This window comes from Pseudoalteromonas sp. DY56-GL79, assembly GCF_041414765.1.
Classification (GTDB): Bacteria; Pseudomonadota; Gammaproteobacteria; order Enterobacterales; family Alteromonadaceae; genus Pseudoalteromonas; species Pseudoalteromonas piscicida.
Genome location: NZ_JANHZS010000026.1, coordinates 55,290 through 79,816, shown reverse-complemented (window position 1 = coordinate 79,816; position 24,527 = coordinate 55,290). Strand labels below are relative to the sequence as shown.

Annotated in this window: 18 protein-coding genes and 1 other RNA gene; 10 read left to right on the top strand and 9 right to left on the bottom strand. The window is 43.7% G+C overall.

The annotated features are described in order from the left end of the window. Genes NO992_RS18310 through NO992_RS18300 form a run of 3 tightly spaced genes read left to right on the top strand, consistent with a single transcriptional unit; the run spans position 1 to position 3,783 of the window. Positions 1 to 1,686: an ATP-binding protein gene (locus NO992_RS18310; protein ID WP_038887201.1), complete on the top strand. Its 1,686-nt coding sequence runs from the start codon at positions 1 to 3 to the stop codon at positions 1,684 to 1,686. Beyond that, a complete protein-coding gene (locus tag NO992_RS18305; RefSeq protein WP_371379686.1) occupies positions 1,679 to 2,257 on the top strand; it encodes a hypothetical protein in 579 nt (192 codons plus the stop codon). The genes NO992_RS18310 and NO992_RS18305 overlap by 8 nt, the downstream gene beginning before the upstream one ends. After that, on the top strand, positions 2,254 to 3,783 hold the full coding sequence (locus tag NO992_RS18300; RefSeq protein WP_371379683.1) for a protein kinase: 1,530 nt from the start codon (positions 2,254 to 2,256) through the stop codon (positions 3,781 to 3,783). The genes NO992_RS18305 and NO992_RS18300 overlap by 4 nt, the downstream gene beginning before the upstream one ends. 359 nt (positions 3,784 to 4,142) lie before the next feature. Here NO992_RS18300 and ssrA read toward each other — a convergent pair. The 3 genes from ssrA to NO992_RS18285 all read right to left on the bottom strand — a co-directional run bounded on the left by ssrA (position 4,143) and on the right by NO992_RS18285 (position 6,817). Beyond that, positions 4,143 to 4,499: a transfer-messenger RNA gene (gene ssrA / locus NO992_RS18295) on the bottom strand. Positions 4,500 to 4,710: 211 nt separating this feature from the next. Continuing rightward, positions 4,711 to 5,178, bottom strand: coding sequence for a hypothetical protein (locus tag NO992_RS18290; protein WP_371379680.1), 468 nt, complete (start codon positions 5,176 to 5,178; stop codon positions 4,711 to 4,713). A 487-nt stretch (positions 5,179 to 5,665) separates the two neighbouring features. Next, entirely contained in the window at positions 5,666 to 6,817 is a 1,152-nt protein-coding gene (locus NO992_RS18285; protein ID WP_371379676.1) for a Card1-like endonuclease domain-containing protein, read from the bottom strand. Positions 6,818 to 7,148: 331 nt separating this feature from the next. Between NO992_RS18285 and NO992_RS18280 the strand changes: the two genes are divergently transcribed. After that, positions 7,149 to 8,801: a DUF342 domain-containing protein gene (locus tag NO992_RS18280; RefSeq protein WP_371379673.1), complete on the top strand. Its 1,653-nt coding sequence runs from the start codon at positions 7,149 to 7,151 to the stop codon at positions 8,799 to 8,801. A 46-nt stretch (positions 8,802 to 8,847) separates the two neighbouring features. Here NO992_RS18280 and rnt read toward each other — a convergent pair whose 3' ends face one another. Beyond that, positions 8,848 to 9,522, bottom strand: coding sequence for a ribonuclease T (rnt, locus tag NO992_RS18275; protein WP_010375437.1), 675 nt, complete (start codon positions 9,520 to 9,522; stop codon positions 8,848 to 8,850). A 164-nt stretch (positions 9,523 to 9,686) separates the two neighbouring features. On the opposite strand from rnt, the gene NO992_RS18270 reads away from it, so the two are divergent. Further along, entirely contained in the window at positions 9,687 to 10,592 is a 906-nt protein-coding gene (locus NO992_RS18270) for an OmpA family protein (protein WP_010375438.1), read from the top strand. A gap of 90 nt (positions 10,593 to 10,682) precedes the next feature. On the opposite strand, the gene NO992_RS18265 is transcribed toward NO992_RS18270, so the two are convergent. After that, the gene (locus NO992_RS18265) at positions 10,683 to 11,156 is read right to left on the bottom strand and encodes a hypothetical protein (protein ID WP_019647456.1); all 474 of its coding nucleotides are present in this window, start codon (positions 11,154 to 11,156) and stop codon (positions 10,683 to 10,685) included. A 103-nt stretch (positions 11,157 to 11,259) separates the two neighbouring features. On the opposite strand from NO992_RS18265, the gene NO992_RS18260 reads away from it, so the two are divergent. Beyond that, positions 11,260 to 11,577: a DUF962 domain-containing protein gene (locus tag NO992_RS18260; protein WP_010375440.1), complete on the top strand. Its 318-nt coding sequence runs from the start codon at positions 11,260 to 11,262 to the stop codon at positions 11,575 to 11,577. A gap of 23 nt (positions 11,578 to 11,600) precedes the next feature. Continuing rightward, a complete protein-coding gene (locus tag NO992_RS18255; protein WP_371379668.1) occupies positions 11,601 to 12,716 on the top strand; it encodes an amidohydrolase family protein in 1,116 nt (371 codons plus the stop codon). 137 nt (positions 12,717 to 12,853) lie between these two features. Here the strand turns inward: NO992_RS18255 and NO992_RS18250 are convergent, their stop codons facing one another. Then, entirely contained in the window at positions 12,854 to 17,059 is a 4,206-nt protein-coding gene (locus tag NO992_RS18250; RefSeq protein WP_371379665.1) for a DEAD/DEAH box helicase, read from the bottom strand. A gap of 207 nt (positions 17,060 to 17,266) precedes the next feature. Continuing rightward, positions 17,267 to 18,523 (bottom strand): aromatic amino acid transport family protein, encoded by a 1,257-nt coding sequence (locus NO992_RS18245; protein WP_371379662.1) that lies wholly within the window; start codon positions 18,521 to 18,523, stop codon positions 17,267 to 17,269. Between the two features lie 278 nt (positions 18,524 to 18,801). Here NO992_RS18245 and NO992_RS18240 point away from each other — a divergent pair, with 278 nt between their 5' ends. After that, on the top strand, positions 18,802 to 19,563 hold the full coding sequence (locus NO992_RS18240; RefSeq protein WP_010375449.1) for a peptidylprolyl isomerase: 762 nt from the start codon (positions 18,802 to 18,804) through the stop codon (positions 19,561 to 19,563). A 125-nt stretch (positions 19,564 to 19,688) separates the two neighbouring features. Here the strand turns inward: NO992_RS18240 and NO992_RS18235 are convergent, their stop codons facing one another. Next, positions 19,689 to 19,919, bottom strand: a complete 231-nt coding sequence (locus NO992_RS18235; RefSeq protein WP_010375451.1) for a hypothetical protein — start codon at positions 19,917 to 19,919, stop codon at positions 19,689 to 19,691. A gap of 154 nt (positions 19,920 to 20,073) precedes the next feature. Next, positions 20,074 to 21,669 carry an ABC-F family ATPase gene (locus NO992_RS18230; RefSeq protein WP_371379659.1) on the bottom strand — a complete coding sequence of 532 codons (1,596 nt, stop codon included), beginning with the start codon at positions 21,667 to 21,669 and terminating at the stop codon, positions 20,074 to 20,076. Between the two features lie 247 nt (positions 21,670 to 21,916). Here NO992_RS18230 and NO992_RS18225 point away from each other — a divergent pair, with 247 nt between their 5' ends. Then, positions 21,917 to 23,980 (top strand): DUF2235 domain-containing protein, encoded by a 2,064-nt coding sequence (locus NO992_RS18225; protein ID WP_371379656.1) that lies wholly within the window; start codon positions 21,917 to 21,919, stop codon positions 23,978 to 23,980. Beyond that, the gene (locus tag NO992_RS18220; protein ID WP_253106996.1) at positions 23,977 to 24,504 is read left to right on the top strand and encodes a hypothetical protein; all 528 of its coding nucleotides are present in this window, start codon (positions 23,977 to 23,979) and stop codon (positions 24,502 to 24,504) included. Before NO992_RS18225 ends, NO992_RS18220 begins: the two co-directional genes overlap by 4 nt. Positions 24,505 to 24,527: the final 23 nt, after the last annotated feature.

Here is a 24,527-nt window from a genome sequence, read left to right as displayed (position 1 = left end):
ATGAAACACAGTGTACTAGGCAAATTGGTAGGTAATACCGGTGACGCAAACAAACTCACTATGGTTGTAGAAAACTCTTTCTCTGTGCGAAGAGGAGAGTTTGTCCGGATTATGCACCAAGAGCGAAAAGATGAACTCGATGTCGCTGTACTGGGCAGAGTAAATAAAATTCATCGCTCAAATATGCTCTTTAATTCGGGCTTCGGGGACAGTGTTACCGAGCTAGAACTGCTCCCTGGCGCAAATATGACTGGCGAGAATATGCATGCAACTATAGAGTTAGTAGGATATCGAGACCCAGCAACGAACCAGATAAAAATTCCTCGTCGTCCTCTTGATCCTGGCGCTAAAGTTGAAACCGTTGATTTTAAGTTCTTAAGTAAGTTCTATGAATTTAAGGAAGATAGTAGCCTTCATCTAGGTAACCTTGTTGGTTATGAAAGAGGTGAAAATACGGTACCGGTATACCTTGATGTCAACAAGCTAGTCACAGAACACATGGCCATTTTGGCGATGACCGGTTCAGGTAAGTCTTATACCGTTGGTAGGATTATCGAGCGCTTGGTTGCCTTTAATAATGGTACCGTTGTGGTGTTCGACCCCCATGGAGAATATGGGCGTGCGTTGTCCAAAGGTGAGCTGCAGTTCAGTGATGGCCTTGATTCTGTAGAAGATAGTCGAGACCAAACCGCCTTACCTGAAATAAAGGCAATGATCGAGAAGCTTCAAGCTGCCGATGCTGGTATTCAGGTTTATACACCTCAGGATGATGCCTTCAATCATAAATATGCTGGTAAGAACCATCCATTGGCGTTGCAGTTTGATAACTTTGAAATGGATGATATTTCAGAGATTTTACCTGGGCTAACAGAACCACAGCAACGTGTACTAGATGTCGCGATTCGCTATTGGCGTAGTGTTGATAAGAGTACCCCACGCGATATTAACCGTTTGCGCTATTTCTTGGGTGATGGCATCGAAGAGCTTCGTGATTGGGATGACTTATCTGAGGCTGAAGCTAAGGCACTCAACGGACGAAGTGCTGCTGTAGCATCAATGAAGCTTAGCCGTGTATTGAATGAAGCGAAAAGCTTTTACTCAGCAGCAATGAAAGAGCCTACTGATATTTATCAGATGGTTGGTCGAGCTTCGAACCGCAAAGGGCGATTGGTTGTTGTTGATTTACAGGGTTTAAGCGATACCGCTAAGCAGGTGGTTTGTGGCTTACTATCCAGTGAGATTCTAAGCGCGGCATCCAGTAAGACAGACAAGACACGCCCATGCTTTTTGGTATACGAAGAAGGGCATAACTTTGCGCCAGCTGGTGGTAATGCTGTCAGTCACCGCATTATTAAAAAGATTGCCGGTGAGGGTCGTAAATTTGGCGTGGGCTTTGGGATCGTTAGTCAACGTCCATCAAAGCTTGATGCCGATGTGACCTCTCAATGTAATACGCTAATAACCATGCGCTTAAAGAACCCTGATGACCAACGATTCATTGCCAAGGCATCCGACATGGTGAGTAAAGCAGACCTTGATGAGCTATCCAGCCTTTCAACGGGTGAAGCCTTGGTTTGTGGCCGTTCGATACCAGCTCCTCTATTAGTTAAAGTCGGAACCAAAGCACTTATCCATGGTGGTGAGTCGCCAGATGTACTAAGTGTCTGGGAGCGTTTTGATGGCTGATACGGTATCCAAGATCAAAGCGGAGCTAAATCAAAACGCCTTTATCGATAAAACTTTCCCTATGCTAACGGGCTGGGGAGTGAAAGATGAGGATGTATTGGTTCATAGCTTAGGGTGTAGTGTTTGGAACACATTGGGGCACCAGCTTGGTTTTATGGCCGTTGTCGAGGCTCCTGTGCCACCTGGTGCAGGTAATGATATTCGTTCAGATTCTGTATGGTTCTCATACGCGACTCAATCACCAGAAGTAGTCATTGAGTTTGAGCGTTATGATGGTTCAACACCAGACAAGTCAAAGCTAATGGCAAAGTTAATGAACCTGTTAGAGGCTTACCATCGCTGGGATAGAAAGCCTTCATTACTTGTGCTTTCTTTTTGGAGTAAAGAAGTGGTTTCTGCGCCAGATATTAGAGAGTTAAACCAATTAGCGAAATATGGCGCGACGAACAGCAAAGGTGTTTTTATTCCGGGTATCGAAGACGCTCAGCTTTTGATTAATCGTTTCTTTTTTGAAGACTCGGTGAGCCAAAAATTGTTTCTACAATCTGTTAGCTTTTGGGAGGCGCAATGAATCAAGTAGCAGGACTGTTTTTGCCTAAAGCTAATAAACAGCTTGGGGACAAATACTATTTGCTAGAGTGTTTAGGCGATGGGACCCACGGGTGGGTTTATCGAGCTGAACGATTAGCAGATGGGCAAACTGTCGCGATTAAGATTCCAAAACAAAACTCGCAACCGGATCGTGTACTAGCAGAAGGCAAAGAGTTAATAGGGTTAGACCCTCATCCAAACGTGATTCAAGTATTTGAGATGGGGAGAATCCCCTCCGAGAAGCACTTGTACGTGATAGAGATGGAGTACTTTCCAAGCGAAACGTTAGCTCAGAAACTAGAGAATCGAGAGTTTCATTTAAACCGTTCCGAGAAAGCTTTTCCTGGTAACGAGTATGAGTGTGTCGCTGTTAACTCACCGAAATACTATTTCAATGTTTTCGAGCAAGTTCTAGATGCTGTGGAATACCTTTCTGATCTGGTACCACCAATCTCACATGGCGATATCAAGCCACACAACATACTTATTGGGCAAAATGATCTGGTTAAATTAACGGATTTTGGTAGCTCAGCGCTGCCCTTAGAGTTCTATGTTAGAACGCGTGAAAATGGCGGTACGGTGCTTTATTCAGCACCGGAGTTTTGTGATTGTGGTTCGCGTAAGGGAACTACGGAAGAATTGCTTTTCGGGGATGTATATAGTCTAGGTGTGCTTTTGTATCAGCTAATGACGGGGCGCTTGCCTCACGATACACAGATTGAGGTGAGGAGCCACGCTCCTTTTGCAAAACCGAGTGAAATTAACTCTGGTGTATGTCCTGAATTAGAAGCTGTGATCTTGAAATGTTTGAATAAGCATCCACAAGAACGCTATAGTTCTATTCAAGCATTGAAAGCGGATTTTCAAACTTCTAAGCAAAGACAGCTTGCCTTCACTGCACCAAAGAATACAATTAAAACGACTACAACAACTCGAAAAGATTGGTCTAGTGAGGTTACTCAGGCTCTAGAAGATACTGATTACAAAGCTGCTGCTAAGAGAGCTCAGCTAGAATATCAGCGTAGCAAAAATAACTATGCACTGTTCCTTCAATGTCACGCCCTTTACCGTGATGAACGTTGGAATGACTTAGAGCAATTGATAGAAAATAACCACTCTGTCTTTATTCATAGCGGTGATAGTGACATTGAATCTGCACGAGTTATTGCTATAAAAGCCATGTTGAAGTGGCGAAACATTGATCTAGCAAAGGACCTTATTGAGATTGCTCGAATCAATGATGCGGACAACTTCAATGTGTCTTTGTGTTACGCATCATTACTTGGTCTAAATGCAAGGTATGAGGAAGCCAAAGCTGAGCTGGAAAAGCTGAATAAGCTGTTCCCTATGCAAAAGAAAATACTAACTCGTTTACTGCAAGTGTGTGAACAGCTCAGAGACTATAACACGTCTGCAGGCTACTTGCGTGCATTACTTAGGTTAGTTAAGTCTGATGAAAAGCTGAACCAGAAGCGACAGCAGTACGAACGGCTAGGCGTTTGGTAATTTTAAAGTTACTATTAGTTCTGTTTAAAGAAAAATTTAAATTGACTGTAATAGTTTTTCTTCTATTTTTTAGTTGTTCCTCTTCAGATGTTCTCCAACTTTGAGGGCCGCTTCTGGTGCTCTGGCAGTAACTAACCCAGAGATTGCCGCAGTGCTGAAAGCAGTGTTACCACTGTTCTTCTAAACCAAAATACTTGATTGGAAGCCGCTATATGCGGCTTTTTTTGTGCATTATTCTCGGGGGCACACTGGGGACATTCCACGCCCAGATCTACCCCATATTGAACCAATTCCCAAACCATAGATAAACAAAAACCCCATCAAAAACAGTGTTTTGATGGGGCTTCAGTGTCGCTATTTGGTGGAGCTGGGGGGATTTGAACCCCCGTCCGGAAAGCGTCGACCTTCGGTCCTACATGTTTAGTATCGTCTTTTGGTTAACCTTTAAATCTCGGACGAACACGATAAGTAAAGGCGAGGCCGCTTAGTTTTAGCCCTTCAACCCCGGCCAGGGTTTCCGTAGCGATCTTGTGTAGGGTGACACTCCAGAACCAGATCCACAAGAATATCATGGAGGAGTGCTAGCGGGCTATTATGCCGCTAGAGCGTAGTTATCGTCGTTTGCGATTACTTTAAATACGGCTTTTTTACGAGGCCAGCCGCACCTCGACATGCACCTTAGGCTTCTTGAATCCCGTCGAATCCTAATCAGCCCCTGAATAAATTCAGTACTGTTAGTGTTTATACATCTAACAACTAACTATGTCTCGCATTATACATAGGATTAATGTCATTACAATGGCTTATCATGCCATTTGCTGATGATTTCACGAAGCAGAGGCGTGTTTGATTAATTACTCGCCGATTGCTGAACAAGGCCGTAAGCGTTGATTATATGTATAACGGGTTGGCTTTTGATTTGTGCGGCTAGGCACTTGCGAAGAATCGGCCTTTGCTACCATATTGATAGTTCTCTAAAGTATTGAGCAGCTTTTCAGAGAATTGAATTTCTGTTTCTGATCGGCCACTCCGACGGGCCTCTCTTAACTTGGCCTTTTGCATAGCGATAACGTCGATTTTTTCATTCTCGGCTTGTGAAATGTCGGCAGGAGAGGGGAGTCCACTCCTCTGACTTAGACCTTGCTCAACAGCAAAATAATGTAAAGAAAGCGAAGCATGCTGCCCTAAATCCAATATTCCTTCGTCATACAGCGCTTTGGATGCTTGAGAAAGCTCTTTCTTGGTGATGTGGGTAAAGTCGAATTGCGCTTCTTTGGTACGGCTATCTGTTGCCTCTGATACTGGCAAAACGCTTCCCTTCGCTTCATTTTCGATTGATTGCGCGCGTCGCACCTGAGCCTGATTATATAGCATTGCTTGGTGTTGAACTTTCATTTAGCAAATCCTTCTGAAATATGTATAACAACTTCAGCAAAGTTTATGCCCAAAAGTGGCTCAATAAACCTAGGGTATTGGTTTGGTTTAATATTATGGGTTTAAATCTATGTACGTAGAGGGAGCAGTTGGGCACATAGCCCGTAGCAGCGACTTTACGTCGCGAATCTTTTAGATTAGATATCTTTAATTGGTTTTACAGTTCCTATCGCGGGATAAACCCGCTGCTACGGGGCTGGCGTGGTTATGACTTTACGTCGCGACTCTCTTAAATCAGATATCTGCTACGAATTGGACGGCCGAAGCGGTTAGCGCTTATGGACGAATCAAGGTGCACGGCATAAAATTGGAGAGCGGTTACTCGATTACAAAAACAACTTAAAAAATTGCTCAATCATGCAGACAAGGCACATTTCTTTGTATTTTATGTGTTTGTAGGGGCGATAAACGCAGCGCCAACAAACGCTGGATATGTTGCCTTTTGTGTTTACGCTCCGCGCAACCAGTTGCGTAGTCTATCTTTGAGTTGGCCAAGGTCGTCTTCGCAGATCAGGCCAATTTCTAGCGCTTTGGCGCGTAGTCTTTCTGAAGTTCTAATACCTTGATAGCTCACTAGTAGACCCCTTGCTTGTACGCCGCCAAATAGCTCGCTGAGTGAGTCGAGTTTATAAATCACTTGATTACCTTCCTCTTTACTGAACTTTTTGGTTTTGCATTCAATGAGGTGAAGCTTATTGTTGGCGAGCGCTACAATATCTAGCTCGTTATTGACATAGCCTTGTCCCACGCGACGTTTAATCGCAACGCCTTGAGCGACATCTTGTAAAATGGTGAGTTCTTTTTTTAGGCTGAGGAGCGTGGCGTAAACATATTCTTCTAGCCAGCCACCGTTGGCAAAAAAGCGAGCACCTTCATTAGCAAACTTTAATTTGTCGTCTTGCCTTGTGGCGATGTTAGCATCTTCTAAATCGTCAATGAGTGTTTGTAAACTTGGGCTATTCATTTGGCTGCGACTCAAAGGCTCACTAATAAGTGCATGATCTTCACTGCTGGCAGCGAGGTAGTTGAGCTGGGCTAGGGCATGGCTAAAATCCGTTTGACTGGTTGCCCATTTGGCACCGAGCTGGCGATAGCGAATATCAACCACCCCCTCATTGGCAATTTCGGTGATATCGCCGTCGATGAGGTTAAAAAAGTCGCGTATTTTTAGTTTATCGGCAAGGATGGTGTTAGTTCGCTCTGTTGGTACAAGCCAGTGGAGTTCGTCGCGCTCGGGCTCAATGATAAAACATTCAATTGGATAGGCGCGGATCACCTCATACATTGCAAGTAAGTGTTGGCGGTCGCCGCAACTGGCATTAAACACAAACTGGGTATCTGGTTGTTCACTAATGAGGGTGTCAATGAGTTGGTGGAAGCTGTCGATTAAGGTGTCACTATCTCGGCTGGTAGGAATAAGGGCATGATGTACTTTCACCCCTCTTGGCCCCAGCACTCTTTTAATATCTTCAAGATTTTGTTGTTGTTGAGATTCTATTAAATAGAGTATTTCATCTGAGTCGATATTGTGGTCGAGTACAGGCGTAAGCGTGTTAATAAAGTTGGTGTCGATAAAACTAAGATGTACGTGCTTTGTCATGGCTGTCCCTAAAAGTTATGTCCTTCATGAAAGATGAAATTACCCTATAAAGCGGCAAGTGTAAAACAGAGTAATACTTAGTTATGAATTTGCCGCCATTTGGCTCGAAACCCTAAAGTTTATCTAAAGTTTTGCACCGTAAAGTCGATAAATCCAAGGAAAATAATAAGTTGTATTTTTAATGCACAGAATGATTTACATTCATTTATAATTTGTAGCAGTTCAGGTAATGTTAAGCTTAACAATTTGGCGAAGTTATGCTCAAATTAGTTTGCTGCATTAAAAATAACAACATAACAATAAGATCGTGCATACTTTTCAGGGTTGATGAATGTCATTATTTCGTTTTGATGAGGATGAGGGCTATGTCTACTTACTCTCTCATCCTGTGGAATCCGGATTTCCGGCGAGCTCGTCTCAGCTAGTTGAGATGATAGAGGGGTCGCCATATGCGGATTTTGAAATCATTCATGCCAATATCGGCCAATTATTTACCGCAAGTGAGGCGCCCGAGCAGGACTCGCTGATTGTGGCTCGCGCTATCGATGCGTCTATTTCGGTGCGTATTGAAGAAGGCAACATGCTTGCTGAAGCGAGAGTGACCACAGCCCGTGGTGGTAAGCTGGTTTGTATGAACAAGGCCAAACAAGCATTAAAACAAGCGGGTATTAAAAAAGGCGTCAGTGGCAAAGCCCTCGATAATCTTCTCGGTCAGCAGTTAGAACTCCCTCCTGGACACACTTACAATGGGATTGTTGCGCATGGTCAACGAGCCAAAGATGGCAATGACGCACGTTTTGTGCGCTTGTGTATGACAGCGCAGGACAGGGTGCTCAGCCCGCAAGAATCGAGCGGCGGTAAGGTCGATATGCGCAATTTAGGTGCTATCATCACCGTAAAGCCGGGCAGTCCATTAATGAAAAAAGTTCCGCCAACAGAAGGCGAGCCGGGTTATACCGTGTTTGGTGATGTGATTGATCCAAAACCAGGCAAAGACGCACCACTTGAGGTGTCAGAAGGCACCAAGCTCGACCCCAACGATAAAAACCTGCTTATTGCCGATTCAAAAGGTGTGCCAGTAGCCATTCCTCGAGGTATGCGCGTTGACGATGTGCTGTGCTATGAAAACATTGATGTGACGACAGGGCATGTTGAGTTTGATGGCAGCGTGATTGTGAGCGGTGATATTAAAGATGGAATGCGTGTTAAGGCTTCGGGCGATATTACTGTTATTGGTTTTGTGGAGTCGGCTATTCTTGAAAGTGGTAGCGCTGTTACGATAATGCTTGGCACAATTGGCCGTAAGCGCACTGAAGGTGAACCTTTTTCATGTTCAATTAAAGCAAAGCGCAGTGTTTCGTTAGGTTATGCGCAGTACTGTCGAATTGAAAGTGAACAAGATATTCTCATTGAACGTCAAGCTTTGCATTGTGACTTGGCTTCCAAGCGTTTAATCAAAGTAGGTAAAGGTGAAACCCCCAGAGGCAAACTGATTGGCGGAAATGTATTGGATGCCATGCGTATAGAAACGGGTGAACTTGGGGCACCTTCAGGCACAAGAACGCGTATTTCACTAGCCCAAGACTGGGATAGTTTGCACGATAAGCACCGAGAATTAGTGGAGCTGGAAAAGGTGCTGGCGTCTAAAGTCATCGATATTAAACAAGCTATGAATAAAGCACAGGCGTCGCCGCAATCGCAAAGACGAGATGCATATCTTGCCAAGTTGCAGCACAGCGAAGCGCAGATAAACAAGCATTATCGCCGTAATCAGCGTAACATCGGTTTAATACAGCAAAAAATACATCGATTAGCACGCTTGAGTCGAATCACAGTCAATGAGCTAATGCACCCCGGAACTGAAGTAAAAATAGCGAAAGACACTAAGCTGTTTTCGCGAATTTACCCGCCTAATTTTGTTAAATTGCATGAAGGTAAGATCATGCAACAGTTTACGACTGCCAAAACCGCAGAAATAGCGTAAAAACGAGCACTTATAAAAATGCCAGCTGGATTTGCTGGCATTTTTATTATTCGGTGTCGGTTGTTGACTCAGGTTCTGACTCGGCTTCAGGCTCTGGTAATGGCCAGCCTCCTAATGCTTGCCACTTGTTGACTATGTAGCAAAAGAGCTCTGCGGTGCGTTCTGTGTCGTAAAGTGCGCTGTGTGCTTGACTGTTATCGAACTCGATACCCGCTGCACGACATGCCTTTGCAAGCACCGTTTGGCCTAGAGCAAGCCCTGCAAGTGATGTGGTATCAAAACTGACAAACGGGTGAAAAGGCGTGCGCTTTATCTTGTTACGCTCAATCGCTGCATTTAAAAAGCCGTGATCAAAAGCGGCATTATGGGCGACGACAACGGAGCGCTGACAGCCTGCGGCTTTTTGGGCTTTACGCACGGCTTTGCAAATTTCTTTCAGCACTTCATCTTCTGCAACTGCGCCTCTGAGTGGTGAAAATGGATCAATGCCATTAAAGTCAATCGCAGCTTGCTCAATATTTGCGCCTTCAAAAGGCGCAACATGAAAGTGTACTGTCTGATCTAAGCTTAATACCCCGTCATCGTCCATTTTTAACATACTGACGGCAATTTCTAGTAGGGCGTCAGTATCTTTATTAAAGCCAGCGGTTTCCACGTCGATAACTACAGGAAAGAAGCCGCGAAAGCGTTTTGAAAATAGCGTTTGCTCGGTATCAGACATAATCTTCTTGGTTTGTGAAATTTAGCGGCCTATTATACTGATACCTAGACAAGAAGCGAGCAGCTTGAGAGCGCTTAGTATGGTACATTTATTGCTTAACTCTAAATAGCGCGAATTGGTAGAGACAATCTCTAGTTTTTGGCGTGCTGAGCGAGTGTAGATTAATGGTTGATGTTGTGAGGTGTGGGGTGATCAAGTTATATAAATCAGTAGGTTGGGTTGGTATATCGTTATGCGCCATCACCTTTAATAGCGAGGCTGCAATGCGGCAATACGCTGCCGAAGCTGATTCATCACATTGGAATGTTGACCAAAACAATCGTTTGAGTTGTGCGCTTAATCATGAAGTTCCGTATTACGGTGAAGCTATATTTTCAAGTAATGCCAGTAAAAATAAAGACTTAACCTTTAACCTAGATATGATGGTACGTCCTGAAAGTTACGATTTTGCAGGACTTGAATCGGTGCCACCGCTTTGGCGAGCCGGCAAACCGGCAAGAAGTATCGGGCAAATGAAATTACTGAAAAAATTTGACGGTGAACTTGAAAATGACGTCGCGTGGCAGTTGCTGACTGAGCTTGAAAAGGGCTACTTTCCTACTTTTTATTATAAAGATTGGCACAACGACGTAGATAAAATCTCGGTTTCTTTGTCGTCAGTGAACTTTAAACAGGCATATTGGGCGTTCTTACAATGTCGCGATAACTTGTTGCCATATAGCTTTGAAGACATTGCTTTTACGGTGATGAATTACAAGAAAAACTCCAGCGAACTGACAAAATCGTCACGTAAACGCTTGGATATGATCGGCGAATATCTTAAAAATGACCCGAAAATTGAGCAAATTTATATTTCGGCCTATAGCGATAGTTATGGCGGCCGTGATACCAACCTGAGGTTGTCAAAGAAACGTGCCGAGGCGATTAAATCATATATGGCGAGCTTAGGGGTTGAAGAGAATAAGATTATGACCGATGGCTTTGGCGAAAAGCGCCATATTGATACCAACGACAACGCCATTGGTCGCGGTAAGAACCGTCGAGTCGTGATCCAAATTTCGAGACCTTGATGTTGTGGTTTTGGTTTTGTAGTGGGTTGTTGGTTAAGTTGTCGGCTTAAAAGCCGACCTACAAGCCGAGACACGGTGCTGATATCGGTTCTATTCTAATACCGTACTACATGACGCTTTTAATGCATTGGCATGACTGAGCTGATTGTGATAGGTGATGGTAATGGGCTGTGTGGTGTTTATCTCATAAGCCAGTGCTAAATCTAGTTCTACGCTTTTACTTTGCCCTGCATTTAGGGTCATAAATTCATTGGCTGTCGGCGCGAGTCGTTTCGCCATGGGTCCTTGATAATTAAGTGGCTTGCCATTTTGTGTTACCTCTAAAAATTGGCTCCACCAGCCTTCAAAAGGGGTATGCCAAATTAGAAACTTTTCATCATTATGGCCTGCGTTGGTAAAAGTGAAATTAACGGGGTAGGTCATACCTGAGTCGGAACCCTTACTCACACTGCATTGAATGTTACTTTGTGCATTCATCGTTGCCTCTGATTTGGTGGTTGGGGCGGTGTCGTTGCAAGCTTGAAGCAGCATCGCAGCGGTGATCATCATTAGGGGTTTCAACATACTGTTTCTGAGCCTGTTGCCACGCTCATTCCTTTTTTATTTTCAACGTAAATACTTTGCACTATGCTGAGTATTACAGTCGAATAACGAATCGCATACTCTCATGACCAAAAATAATAACAAAGAGTTCAATTCTTTTGCATCGTTTTACCCCTATTACCTCGCGGAGCACAAAAACAAAACCTGTCGTCGCTTGCATTTTATTGGCTCAACCTTAGTGCTCTTGATTTTGCTCTTTGCGCTTGTCACGACACATTGGTCTTTACTGTGGTTGTTGCCAATCGCGGGTTATGGTTTTGCTTGGGTGGGGCATTTCTTTTTTGAAAAAAATAAGCCTGCGACATTTCAATATCCGCTGTATAGCTTGATGGGTGACTGGGTCATGTACAAGGATATTATCCGTGGTAAAGTACCTTGGTAAAGGAGACTCAGTAGATAATAAAAATGAATGTAAAACAAAGTGTTATAGCCATGAGTTGTGCCGTTTTATTGGCAGGTTGTCAAAGTGTCTCGGCCACTAGCACACGCACGCTGGCAACTTTTAGTGTAGATAATACCCAATGTTACGACCGCAAGACGCAGCCTAGTTATTTTGCCGTTGATTCCCATCACCATTTTCAGCCATTTAGGGGAGATGCGGTCCCGTTTGATAAGCTCGTTACTTGGGCAGAACGTGCGGAAGTGGTGTTTATCAATGTTTATGGCATTGGTCAAACTTACGAGCGAAGGCCTGACTGCTTTGGTGAGCGTGGTTGCTACAGCCAGTTGATTTCACCCAGCATTCAAAATGACTTTAAAAATGCAAGCAATTATCTTAAATATGGCGCAGATAACGTGCATATTACTTTGTCTATGACCTTTGCTGACTTGCATAAACCAGAGACTATTTTGCCAAAAATGGCACTTCTCGAAGACGAGTTTGGTGACTTATTTCGTTGGATGGGAGAAGTGAATTTAGTCAAAGCGGCGCACTTTGGTAATGGCCATCAAGCGGTAGATAAAGAGACTATCGCAAAATGGCAGCCATTTATGGCTGTGCTAAAAGAAAAGCGTATTCCGCTTGCTCTGCACGCTGACTTAGGCGATAACGCCGCGCCACTCAAATACTTGCCTTTGCTTGAGGAAGTGCTAAAGCGCTACCCAGAAAACGATATCATTTGGATGCACATGGGAGTCTCAAAAGAGTTAAACCAAATTGATCCAGAGCTGCACATAAACACCATGGAGCGGTTATTCTCCCAATATAAAAACCTAAAGGCCGATCTGTCATGGCGGATTTTGTACGACTATTACTTTAGCGACCCGAAAATTCAGGCGCAGTATGTTGAATTTATTAATGCCCATGCTGAGCGCTTTTTGCCAGGCAGTGATTTCGTCGCCAGTAAAAATAAACGCTTTTTCGATTACTTAGAAGAAGTCGATATCAATAGTCGAATTCTCGCCGAACTTGACGACAATGCCTTTCGTCGGATCGCCTTAGGTCAAAACTATTTTTCGCTTTTAGATTTACCTTATCGCGCGCCAGAGATCTGTATTATACCAATTGTATTAAGTAAATGAGCTATTTTGAAGCGGGGAAATAGCTTTAGTAGCTAGGCAAAAATTTTGCTATTTAGTTGTTCTAAATGAGAAATTTTTAACGAAGCTAATATGCTATTTCACCCTTCAAATTGATTGGAGAATTAATTCAATTGGTATTAAAGCGTCTCCTTGAGCATGGATAGTACATCGTTTACGTCTAGTTTCATCACCTTATCGGTGTTCGCGAGCAATTGATCCGCGAGGTCTTTTTTATGATGATGGAGCTCGACAATTTGTTCTTCAATCGTGCCTTTGGCAATTAAGCGATAAATAGTAACGGGGCGTGTTTGTCCCATTCTATGTGCGCGGTCTGACGCTTGCTCTTCAACCGCAGGATTCCACCAAGGATCCATGTGAATAACGTAATCTGCTGCGGTAAGATTCAAGCCAGAGCCGCCGGCTTTGAGGCTAATTAAAAATACCTCGCCTTCACCTTTTTGAAACGCATTCACAGCTTGCTGACGAGCTTTGCTTGGGGTGCTGCCATCTAAATATTGAAACCTGATCCCACGTTTTTCCAAGCGAGCTTTAATGAGTTGCAAGTGGCCTACAAACTGACTGAATATAAGCGCCTTGTGATTGTTCTCTTGCAGCTCGGTCAGAAGCTCATCCAATGCCGCTAATTTCGAGCTGGTTATCTGACTTTCTGCCATTAACAGTTTTGGATGACAACAGGCTTGGCGCAAGCGGGTTAGTGCTGCCAGCATTTTAAAGCGTTGTTCGTTGGCACTGTCTTGCTGTGTTGACTGTGAAATTTCGTCAATGGCATTTTGGCGCAGCGCTTCGTAAAAGGTTTGTTCTTCTTGGCTCAATTGAATTGGTACATTGATCTCAGTGCGTGGTGGCAATTCGGTTAATACCTGATGCTTCATACGGCGCAGAATAAAAGGCTGGATCAGGTGTTTGAGGCCTTTACGGGCACGGTGTGCTGCTAGTTTATCTTCATTGGCGTTTTCAATGGGAGCGGAAAACTTCTCGCTAAAGCGCTTGAGGTTACCGAGCAATCCTGGGTTTACAAAACGAAAGAGTGACCAAAGCTCTGTGAGGTTGTTTTCTATTGGTGTCCCTGTGGTGATCAGCTTAAACTTGCCTTTGAGCGCGCAGGCGGCCTGAGTACGCTTTGCTAAAGGATTTTTTAGCGCTTGGGCTTCATCGGCGACAATAGTTTCAAAAGCGATAGGCTTTAAGATATCAACTTCGCGCTGTAGCAGACCATAGCTTAAAATTACACAATCCAGTGGTTGCAAGTTGCTCAGCATCTCAGCTCTGGCATCAGAATGTGGATAGTCAGAAAAGAGCTTCACCGACAAAGTTGGAGCGAATTTTTGGATTTCTTGTTGCCAGTTGAAGCAGACCGATGTTGGCGCGATGACAAGCGTCGGGCCGACATTGGCACGGGCCAATATCATCGCCAGCGCTTGGATGGTTTTACCCAATCCCATATCATCGGCAAGGCACGCACCTGCCCCCCAATGGGCAAGTCGCATAGCCCAGTCAAATCCCGCCTGCTGGTAGTCGCGAAGCTCGGCTTGTAATGTTGAAGGAAGCGTTGGAGTCAATCCGACGGCTTGCTGCATTTTTTCGTTTTGCTCTTCCCAGGCTGGCAAGGTTTTCATCCGCATTCCAGTGGTGGCTTCCGCAATTAACGGCGCGGCTAGCGGGTGAAACTTTCCGCCCTCGGTCGCGTTATTGAGCTGGTCAAGTTGCGCTTTTAAGTCACTTGAAAGGGCGAGTACTTGCTCACCGTCCAGCGCAATAAAGCGGCCATTGCTGGTGGCAACCATTTTGAGAAGCTGTTTCAGTTCGATAACTTGGTCATTACTTACTTGTAGCTCGCCGGTCATGTCGAACCATTCATTTTTCTTGCTCATGGCAAGTTGCAAATGTTGGCTTTCGAGCTTGCTACTGAGCTTAACCTTTTTACCTTTAGGCCATCTGAGCTTGAGTGCTATAGGGCAAGGCTCTTGATTAATCACCAGCTCAAGTTCTTGCAGCACCTCTAGCGCTGCGTCCACTTCGGCTAAACTTAAGCGATTATCCGTCATCTCCAAAAATAGCGGACAGTGCGTATCTAACTCATCCAATCTTTGCTGCTCAAGTAACAAGTTTCGGGTGGTGGATAAGCGTTTACCATCGATTTCGGCGCTGACAGTGGCAATACCGTGCCCAGGATGAAAAATCGGCCCTTTTTCGCCAAAGGGCATGACCACACAGTGAAAATCGAGGCCTTGATGATAAGGTTGAATATTAATAACAAGCGCTGATTGCGCCTCGATACTATCCAGCCCAGTATCTATGTCAGCTAAATCAGACTGTACATTAAGATAAGGTGCGATGGCCTTAATACTCGACAGCACTTTTTGTTTTGCACTAGCAGGCACGGTTAATCCGGATTCACCAATAATCTCAGCGACCTGTATATGTGATTGGTTAAACACAATAAACTCGTAGTGATGCTCAGCTTGCTGAATAAATGAGTAGGTTTGCGGTTGACCAAAATAGCTGGGTAAATTAGGAATAGAGAGCAGCAGATCGTCGCCATGTTGACGGATATGTAACTCGGGAGATTTCTCGGCAATGGTAATGGCTTGTTTTAAGTCTTCTTCATGGTATAGGTTGGTGGCGCCGACTGCGGCTTTTAACGCGGGAATTCCAGCAAGGGCGTAGTCCGCACGACCATTGTAGCCATAACCTGACTGTGGTGCGATGGCATCGATCAGCTTTTTATCAGACTGGCTAATATAACTAAATTGCTCGGGGTGCTGTTTCAGTTGTTTGCAGGAAATTGGCTTACCTTTTCCCCAGCCTGTTTTACCTCGCTTTTGCTCGCGTGCTAAAAACTCAATATCAAAGCGACCTTGCCTAATTTGCCAAATCAGGCGAAATTGTTCGTCAACTTCTTGGCTGGTATTTGCATTCGGGTTGAGCGCAATAAGTTTGTCCAATGCCAGATCCCATGCCGTCTTTTTAGCAACGAGATGGCTAATATTCAGCTCGGGATTAAACGCAAGCGGATATTGCTCACCGTGCATTGCCAGCATCAACTGCTTTGCAAGCCCAGCAAAAAGAGGTAAAGAGAGGCGCTCAAACGTTGCGATGCAGTCGTCGAGACTGGCAAGCGTTTTGGCATCTAAACTTTGATTACACCAGAAGTGTGCAAAGCAGTCGAGCAAGCGACCTAAGTAATAGTCAAAAACATGAGATTTCTTCAGGCTTGAATAATTTAAATGGGCGCTGCTGTAGCTACTGTTTTGCGACAAGCTCTCTGCGCAGTATAACAGCACGTTATTGGCAAAGAAGTTATTATAAGGTGCTTTGCTGTCTTGGCTTTCAAACTCAAGCTGTTGAGAGAGGGTGTCAAATAATGCGGCATCATGGCTATTGGCTTGCTGCAATAACGCCAACTTATGAAACAAACCCAGTGTTCTACCTAGGTACTGCTTTTTACGTTTGGTGATTTTGTCTTTGGCTTTTAGTGCTTGTTCAAAACAAACGATAAGGTCGTCGTGTTGTTGTAAAAAAGCAATGCTTGCCATAATTTGTGCACTATAAGCGGTTTGGATATTGGCCACCAACGCCTGAGCCTTATCCAATTGCAGGGTATAGATTTGATATTCTGCTAATAAACAGGTCAGTAGCGGGCTTTGTGTCTTGGCTTGAACCTGTGTGAGTATTTCAAGTGCATAGCTAATGCTGTGACCACCTTGTAGTAAGGTATATAGCAAAGTTGCAAAAGCTTGATATTGTAAGTCATCAGCAAGCGCCGAAAATCCTTCAACTGTAAAAGGATAAAAATACAGTGGTAATAGCACTTGATTGGTCTTATGGCACACCGCCTGTGGGTCTTTCGCCAGTCCTAAATGATTGCGGGCTTTTGGTAGTTGATTGATAAATAAAAAGTCTCGAATGAGTCGCTGTTCATCGGCAAATTGGCGTTCCCATTCATAAGCATTCAGTACAGGGATAAACTCTTCTGCGATGTTAAGGATTGCTAAAAACTGGCCGTCAGCCATGACTCGATGGCTTAAACTGGTCGCGAGTTTTAGGTTTATTTGCACTCCATCTTCGTTAAAAGTCACTAACCCGTCTGAGCGCCACTTCATAATTTGGCTATGACTCACACCTTGTTCAAAGTCATTTTCGGGGATGATCTCTTTTGCCACGAGCGCTTGAACTAGGCGTTTGAGTTTGATTGCTGAAACTGGTTTATAGACGACCGCCAGCACACTCAACAGCGTTTGCTCATGCACAGGTAGGTTATGCACTTGATTGATTAGCGCTGCGATTTCTTCGTTAATTGCTGATGGAAAGTCAAAATTCATCGTTTGGTCGTAGTATTCAATTTAAGACACTGAAAACTACCATAATATAGGTTGAACTGCCATGAAGATAAACAAAGTCAAAGTTCATTTTTCGGTTATGGTGGTTCATTCAATACACTGAAAACTAGTACTATATTTAGTCTGAACTGCCATGAAGATAAACAACAAGAAAAAAGAGAGGTGAGGGAGGCGATGCCTCCCTTTTGGTTAGCCTAGCATGTTATACAGTAATGCAGAAACCGCCAGCAAGCCGACGAATAGCACAAAATAAGTGCCAATGTGGCTTTTGTATTTTTGTAGTGCCGGTACTTTAAACACGGCAATGGTTGGCATGATAAACAAGATCATCGCAATGATCGGGCCTGAGATAGCTCCCATCATGTCCAAAATACTTGGGTTTAATACGGCGCAAACCCAAATAGCAATAAACATAAATACCACGCCTAGCTTATCAGCAAGCTTGTAGCTCATGCTCGTTTGCTTGGTTGCAAGGCCGTTAAAGCTTTCACGTGCACCAAGGAAGTGACCTAGGAAAGACGAAGTAATCGCGATAAATGCCACAAGAGGGCCAAGCATTTCAATAAATGGATTGTTATACACGTTAGCTAAATAGGATAAAACAGACACGTTCGCCGATTTTGCTTCTTCCATTTGTTCTGGTGTTAAAGAGAATACGCAGGAGAATACGAATAGCAAAACAAACACTATCAACATAATGGAGGTCGTACGAAGGATCGCTTCTGATTTTTGAACTGCCTCACTTTTGTAGTGACGACGCTGCACGTTAGCAAAGCTAGAAATGGCGGCTGCATGGCTAAATGAAAATACTACGATAGGAACGGATAGCCAAAGCAATTCGGTTAAGCTCGCAACATCAGGCGTGCTTACCACTGGCATTTGCCAGTTAGGCACTAAATAGAGTGACAAAAACAGTAATACCCCAACCAGCGGGTAAACCAAAATAGCAAAAGCACGCAGTAGCAGCTTTTCGCCGCCTAACATGATGGCAATCATCCCGGCAACGAGCACGCCAGAGAGTAAAATACGAGACGGTGACTCAAAGCCAAGTTGATTGACGATAAAGCTGTCGACGGTATTGGTTAGGCCAACACCATAAATAAGCAAAATAGGAAAAATAGAGAAAAAGTAAAGTAAGGAAATTAAACGGCCAGCCCCTGCGCCGAAGTGCTCTTCTACTACATCCGTAAAATCGGCATCTTTTTGCTTTGATGAAAGGACGAACCGGGCCAATCCTCGGTGTGCTAAAAAGGTCATAGGGAAGGCAAGCACGGTCATGATTAGTAGTGGCCAAAAACCACCAATACCAATGTTAATTGGCAAGAATAAAATACCTGCGCCGACCGCAGTGCCAAATAAACTTAACACCCAATGGGTGTCGTGTTGGGTCCAGCGCCCATCGCTGATGGTATTCATCTCCATCGTCGCTTCAGAGGAATTACTCATATACTTGTTGTCCTGGATTTAGAATTATAATCGGGCGCATCATATAAAAAATGACGAAGTGTTGCATGTATAAACCGTCTACTCCGAGGAGTTATGCGGTGAAATTCGTTTGTTTGACTAAAACTTGCTCAAGGTGTGGTGGGTTCCTAACCAGTTTTTGTAAATCTAAGTCTGCAAATGTTCTTAATTGTTACCACTGGCAATGAATTGCTAGCCGACTTATAAATAAATTTTTATTCTAGTTTGCAAAGAGAATTAAAATAACCAAGTGGAAAAGTATGTTCAAGCTAAACTCTCTATTGCTCGCTTCAACTTTGTTGGGAAGCTTCGCTGCTAATGCAACGATTGTCGAATTTCAAACTTCTCATGGTAGCTTTCAGGTCAATCTATTTGATGAAAGCACGCCTAAAACCGTGGAAAACTTTTTGAAATACGTAGATAACGGGCGTTATTCTGATACGGTTATTCACCGCGTTATTCCAGATTTTGTTGTGCAAGGCGGCGGCTTCAAATATGAAGGAGACGTGCCTCTTGACGCCATCGCTACTTACGATGCTGTAAAAAATGAACCAAAGTGGTCTAACGTAAAAGGCACCATTGCAATGGCAAAGGTAGCAAATAGACCTGACAGTGCGACAAGTCAATGGTTCTTTAATTTGGTAGATAACAGTAAAAATTTGGACGTTGACAACGGTGGCTTCACAGTTTTTGGTCAAGTGACTGGTGATGGCATGGAAATATTAGCAGCGATAGCAAAAATTCCTCGTTGTGGTAATGTGCCATTAGTTAACTTCACTGATGAACAGTGTAAAGATAGCAATAGTGAGCCGGGGGCAGCTAACTTTGTAACCATAAACGCAATTACTGTGCTGGATGATGACCCCAAATCAGCTCAAGGCTTAAGTCCAAAAGCAAATACCTTGATTGATCAAGTGCCTGATAAGCCTTCAACTGACTCTGATTCATCTGGCGGTTCAATGTTTGCCGGCCTTATGTTGTTGGCTGGTATTGTCGGATTTAGACGTAGATTTCATAGGTAACCAAGTCACTTTGGTTACAGATGCTAACGATAGCATCACAGTCCCTAGTTAACCTGATCTCAGGTTAATAACTTGGAAGCGCACTTCGGTGCGCTTATTTCTTTGTTATTAAGTTATTTTTTTCGTTATTTGTCTTCGCCAAACAGTGCAATCGCTTTTGTCGTCAAACTATACTGATCACGGCCATCCGCTTGGATAAGCCCTTCATTGAGGTGAGTAGTCACAACATCTTCAAGTAGTTGTTGATCTGCGTGTGGGAGTGAAAAAGTGTGGTGATTGATATCGCACGATTCTGGAAAGCTTGCTTTCAGCTTAGACAGCAACATTATTGAATACATATTCTGTAAACGTTCCATAGCCGACCCTTTTATTATTCCAATTTTTGCGAGAACAATCCTAACAGCAAAATTGCAGGTTTGTCTATTTTTTGTGCTGGTGAGTGAGGGGGGAATGATCTGCTGTTTTTAAGAAAATAAAAAGGGCCAATCATTGGCCCTTAACAGTCTAATCCTATACGGCTTCAGCGGCTTTCTTCGCGAGGTACTCGTCGTACGTACCATGGAAGTCGGTGATCTTACCGTCTTTAATTTCCCAAATGCGCGTTGCAAGTGATGAGACAAACTGACGGTCGTGCGATACGAAGAATAACGTGCCTTCGTATTGTTCAAGTGCCAAGTTGAGAGACTCAATTGATTCCATATCCATGTGGTTCGTTGGTTCGTCCATTAGTAGGATATTTGGCTTATGCATCATGATTTTACCAAATAGCATACGGCCTTGTTCACCACCTGAGATCACCTTAACTGACTTTTTGATGTCGTTTTGAGAGAACAGCATACGGCCAAGGAAGCCGCGTACGACTTGCTCATCATCGCCAGGCTGTTGCCACTGTTCCATCCATTGGAAAAGATCCAGATCTTTTTCAAATTCGTCAGCATGGTCTTGCGCATAGTAACCAATATTGGCGTTTTCTGACCATTTATACTCACCTGCTTGTGGCGCTTTACGACCTGCTAAGGTGTTGAGTAGTGTCGTTTTACCGGCACCATTTTCACCGATGATGGCAACTTTCTCGCCGACTTCAACAAGGCCACTTAGATCAGAGAATAGGGTGTCGTCATAACCTTGTGATAGCGAGATAAGCTCAAGTGCGTTACGGAATAGCGGCTTTTCCTGCTCAAAGCGAATAAATGGATTTTGACGACTTGATGCTTTAACTTCTTCCAGTTGGATCTTGTCAATTTGCTTAGCACGAGATGTCGCTTGCTTCGCTTTTGAGGCGTTTGCAGAGAAGCGCGAAACGAACTGCTGTAGCTCAGCGATTTGCGCCTTTTTCTTGGCATTGTCTGACAACAGGCGCTCGCGAGCTTGCGTCGCAGCAAACATGTATTCATCGTAATTACCTGAGTAAATACGCAGATCGCCATAGTCGATATCCGCCATGTGTGTACACACTGAGTTTAAGAAGTGGCGGTCGTGCGAGATGATGATCATAGTACAATCACGCTGATTCAATACGTCTTCCAACCACTTGATAGTATAGATATCCAAGTTGTTGGTTGGTTCGTCTAAGAGCATGATATCTGGCTCTGCAAATAATACCTGTGCAAGTAGTACACGCAGTTTCCAGCCCGGAGCAACTTCTGACATCAAGCCATAATGTTGCTCGGTTGGAATACCCACACCGAGGAGTAATTCACCCGCTTTTGCTTCTGCGGAATAGCCATCCATTTCAGCAAATTGCGTTTCAAGGTCGGCAACACGCATGCCGTCTTCTTCGCTCATTTCAGGTAATGAGTAAATGCGATCGCGCTCTTGCTTGATTTCCCACAGCTCTTTATGACCCATGATCACTGTGTCTACAACCGTATATTGCTCGTAGGCAAATTGATCCTGATTTAGCTTAGCGATACGCTCGTTTGGATCGTAGTTTACGTTACCTGCACTTGGCTCTAGCTCTTTGCTTAGGATTTTCATAAAGGTGGATTTACCGCAGCCGTTAGCGCCTATTAGGCCATAGCGGTTGCCGTCACCAAACTTAACGGAAATATTCTCAAACAGTGGTTTTGCACCAAACTGCATAGTGATGTTGTTACACGAAAGCATAAATTTGACTCATTACTGACAATTGCGGCGATCCTATCATTTATGGGTGACAAATGATGTAAAAAGTTTGGCTAACTCACACATTACTTTTGCGGCTGATATAGCAAAGACCTAGGTGTTGAAAACTTACCGCCATAAGACGTTTTATTTACGATTTTATTAAATTTTATTTACCAATTAGGTGGTTAAATGTTAGTCTTTTTTAATACGAAAGGATGGTATAAAAAACTAACTCTGGTGAACAAGGATGAAAATAGTTGAAGAAAAACATAATTGGTTGATTGACCAACAAATCGATGAGCTGGAAGTCTTGCCACCCCATACCACAACCGCTCATTTACCGTTAGAAATTAGAACGCAACTAAAGCCTCATGCCAGTGATTGGATAGTATTGCAACAAAGACATAATTGGCGCCATGTTAAGCGTGACGAATTTACTCGTGTTTTTATAAAGACCAAAAAGGGCTTACAAAGTGTAAGGTCTGGCAGTGCTGCCGGTTCTAGAGAGCAGCTAGTCATCGTTAAACGCAAGCCCTATTTCAAAGCCGAAATTAGAAACAATGCCTTTGCAGGCAATGGTGGGGTTGATCCTAATCAGCCCATTGGCGCAAGCCAATTAGACCCGTTAACACCGGTTGAACAGGTATTGGCCTCGATTAACGTCGATAAATCACCTGAGGTGGCTGAGAAGCGCATATTGGTGTCGCTGGAAGGGGAGTTAGCGGTGAGTTTTGTGATCCAAGGTGCTAATACTCCCACATTGTCCAGAGCCTCTGAAGGGACAACACAAACGCCTTTGATATTCGGCAAGTTGAGTGAAGATGGTCGCTATAGTCTAAAAGCAAAAATCTTAGGTGTGCCGGAGCAGGTGCTTTTTAACAATGTGCCATATGCTGACTTACTTGATATAGAAAAAGTAAAAGCACTTAAGATTGGCGCTGAGGGCGGAGTGCAGCTGATTAAACACAATGTTTCAGGCGAGGGTAATGTACACCTATATTTTATTAGCGAGCCTCCGAGCATCGGGATCTTCTTTGATGGTACAGGCAACAATAAATACAACGATATTTTGGACCCCTTTGATGATAAAGAGCCGACGAATATCGCTAAGCTTCATGAGTTGTATGAAATGGATGATAAATTTCATTTTAAACACTATGTCGAAGGCGTAGGCACTAAGGCAGGAGAAGGTAATAGTACAATTGATTTAGCCGTTGCCTACTCTTTTGATGAGAGATTGGTAAACACTCTTGTTAAATTTAGCTTTTTCTTAAAAGGTAAATATATTGAGTTATGTAGCACTGTGTTACTCGACTGTTTTGGTTTTAGCCGTGGCGCAGCGGCAGCAAGAGCATTTGTTAATCTGATCAATGAAATGAGAGAAAAGCAAGATACTAAATTAGCGAATAAAGAGGTGGTATTTCGCTTTGTTGGAATTTTCGATACTGTCGCTTCGATAGGGGGGGATGGAGATAATGATCATAGTGAGCTGTATGCTAGAGATGAGTTAGAGAAGGCAGCTAGACTCGATCTCAATCAGGCCAGCGCAGGGGCTGTGTATCACTTAACGGCTTGGGATGAGCGGCGTGATAAGTTCCCACTAAGCTCGTTAAAAAATAAAGATGGTAGCTTGTTTGTTAACCATAAAGAAGATTATCTGCCAGGCGTTCATTCTGATATTGGGGGCGGGTATGCCCCTATCAGTATTGATATTGAATATCCTTTAAAGCGCATTCGTGGTATTCCCGGAAATCCAGAGCATGAAGCAAAAGTACAACAGGCAAAGTTAGCAATTGAACATAAATATCAGTGGCCAGGTATTAACGTAGATATGGCCTATCGCTTTAAAAGACTAAGATACGGTGCTAGTCGCTCGGGAAGAGACAGGGATTTTTACACCACATACCGACCTGTTTGGAGACGTAAAATAGATAATACCCTTGCCCATTTTGGACTGCACCAAATGTATAACGAGGCGGTGCAACATGGCGTTCCACTAAACGAAATGGCGCGTCTTCAAAGTATCTATCCCTATGAACTTAGCAACGAGGTCGCAACTTTGGTGCCAAAAGCGCTTAAAGCTGGGCCAACAAGCCAAGCTTGGCAGAAGTTATATGAGCATTATATTCATATTAGTTCTCGGTTTACGGGAACTATGGATAAACTGGCTCACGGTGAGGAAACAAAAGCAAAGGACGTGACTGAAAATGGACAAAGGGAAATGTTTTACAATAATGCAAAAGCGCTACCGCAGGTGCGAGTGTGGAAAGCGTATAAAAATGGAAATAAATCAATTTGGAGAAAAGGATGATTAATAGGCTCTATACCGTTTTAGTGGCAGTAATACTGCTGTGCAGTTGCTCTTCACATACCGAGCTAGAAAAATTAAATATAGCTATATCTGCGTATGAAAAAAGCGATTTGATGGTGAAACTGATATTTGATGATAGGTTTTCACCCCCAGCTGGCTCAATAGGTTGTTGTTGGGGAAATGCTAATGCAAATAGTACGTTTTGGGGAGCTGAGATTCCACATAAAGTAGAAGCGCAGTGGTGGGACTACAAGCAGGGAAAACACTATCGTGCAACGCTATCTGTGCAGCGTGACAAGGCATACAAAATCGCGGGTAATTTACCTAGCATTACCCATTACACAGGTGAAACAGAAACCGATCTTGAGCCCTATATTATCTTTGGTTTTGGTGAAAAGGGTGAAGTAAAAATGTGGATTTCTAATGCACCGTTTGATGGCGTCGAAGGACGAATTTTAGAGGAAATTGGCTCGGCGCAAGCGACTTGGGAACATTTTGAATTAACCGATGAGATGTTTAATTAGATAAGCGCCCACAATCCAAAGTT

What these genes read in the sequence shown, in the direction of transcription:
- NO992_RS18310 (WP_038887201.1), top strand. Translation starts at nt 1, where the DNA reads ATGAAACACAGTGTACTAGGCAAATTGGTAGGTAATACCGGTGACGCA.
- NO992_RS18305 (WP_371379686.1), top strand. Translation starts at nt 1,679, where the DNA reads ATGGCTGATACGGTATCCAAGATCAAAGCGGAGCTAAATCAAAACGCC.
- NO992_RS18300 (WP_371379683.1), top strand. Translation starts at nt 2,254, where the DNA reads ATGAATCAAGTAGCAGGACTGTTTTTGCCTAAAGCTAATAAACAGCTT.
- NO992_RS18290 (WP_371379680.1), bottom strand. Translation starts at nt 5,178, where the DNA reads ATGAAAGTTCAACACCAAGCAATGCTATATAATCAGGCTCAGGTGCGA.
- NO992_RS18285 (WP_371379676.1), bottom strand. Translation starts at nt 6,817, where the DNA reads ATGACAAAGCACGTACATCTTAGTTTTATCGACACCAACTTTATTAAC.
- NO992_RS18280 (WP_371379673.1), top strand. Translation starts at nt 7,149, where the DNA reads ATGTCATTATTTCGTTTTGATGAGGATGAGGGCTATGTCTACTTACTC.
- rnt (WP_010375437.1), bottom strand. Translation starts at nt 9,522, where the DNA reads ATGTCTGATACCGAGCAAACGCTATTTTCAAAACGCTTTCGCGGCTTC.
- NO992_RS18270 (WP_010375438.1), top strand. Translation starts at nt 9,687, where the DNA reads ATGGTTGATGTTGTGAGGTGTGGGGTGATCAAGTTATATAAATCAGTA.
- NO992_RS18265 (WP_019647456.1), bottom strand. Translation starts at nt 11,156, where the DNA reads ATGTTGAAACCCCTAATGATGATCACCGCTGCGATGCTGCTTCAAGCT.
- NO992_RS18260 (WP_010375440.1), top strand. Translation starts at nt 11,260, where the DNA reads ATGACCAAAAATAATAACAAAGAGTTCAATTCTTTTGCATCGTTTTAC.
- NO992_RS18255 (WP_371379668.1), top strand. Translation starts at nt 11,601, where the DNA reads ATGAATGTAAAACAAAGTGTTATAGCCATGAGTTGTGCCGTTTTATTG.
- NO992_RS18250 (WP_371379665.1), bottom strand. Translation starts at nt 17,059, where the DNA reads ATGAATTTTGACTTTCCATCAGCAATTAACGAAGAAATCGCAGCGCTA.
- NO992_RS18245 (WP_371379662.1), bottom strand. Translation starts at nt 18,523, where the DNA reads ATGAGTAATTCCTCTGAAGCGACGATGGAGATGAATACCATCAGCGAT.
- NO992_RS18240 (WP_010375449.1), top strand. Translation starts at nt 18,802, where the DNA reads ATGTTCAAGCTAAACTCTCTATTGCTCGCTTCAACTTTGTTGGGAAGC.
- NO992_RS18235 (WP_010375451.1), bottom strand. Translation starts at nt 19,919, where the DNA reads ATGGAACGTTTACAGAATATGTATTCAATAATGTTGCTGTCTAAGCTG.
- NO992_RS18230 (WP_371379659.1), bottom strand. Translation starts at nt 21,669, where the DNA reads ATGCTTTCGTGTAACAACATCACTATGCAGTTTGGTGCAAAACCACTG.
- NO992_RS18225 (WP_371379656.1), top strand. Translation starts at nt 21,917, where the DNA reads ATGAAAATAGTTGAAGAAAAACATAATTGGTTGATTGACCAACAAATC.
- NO992_RS18220 (WP_253106996.1), top strand. Translation starts at nt 23,977, where the DNA reads ATGATTAATAGGCTCTATACCGTTTTAGTGGCAGTAATACTGCTGTGC.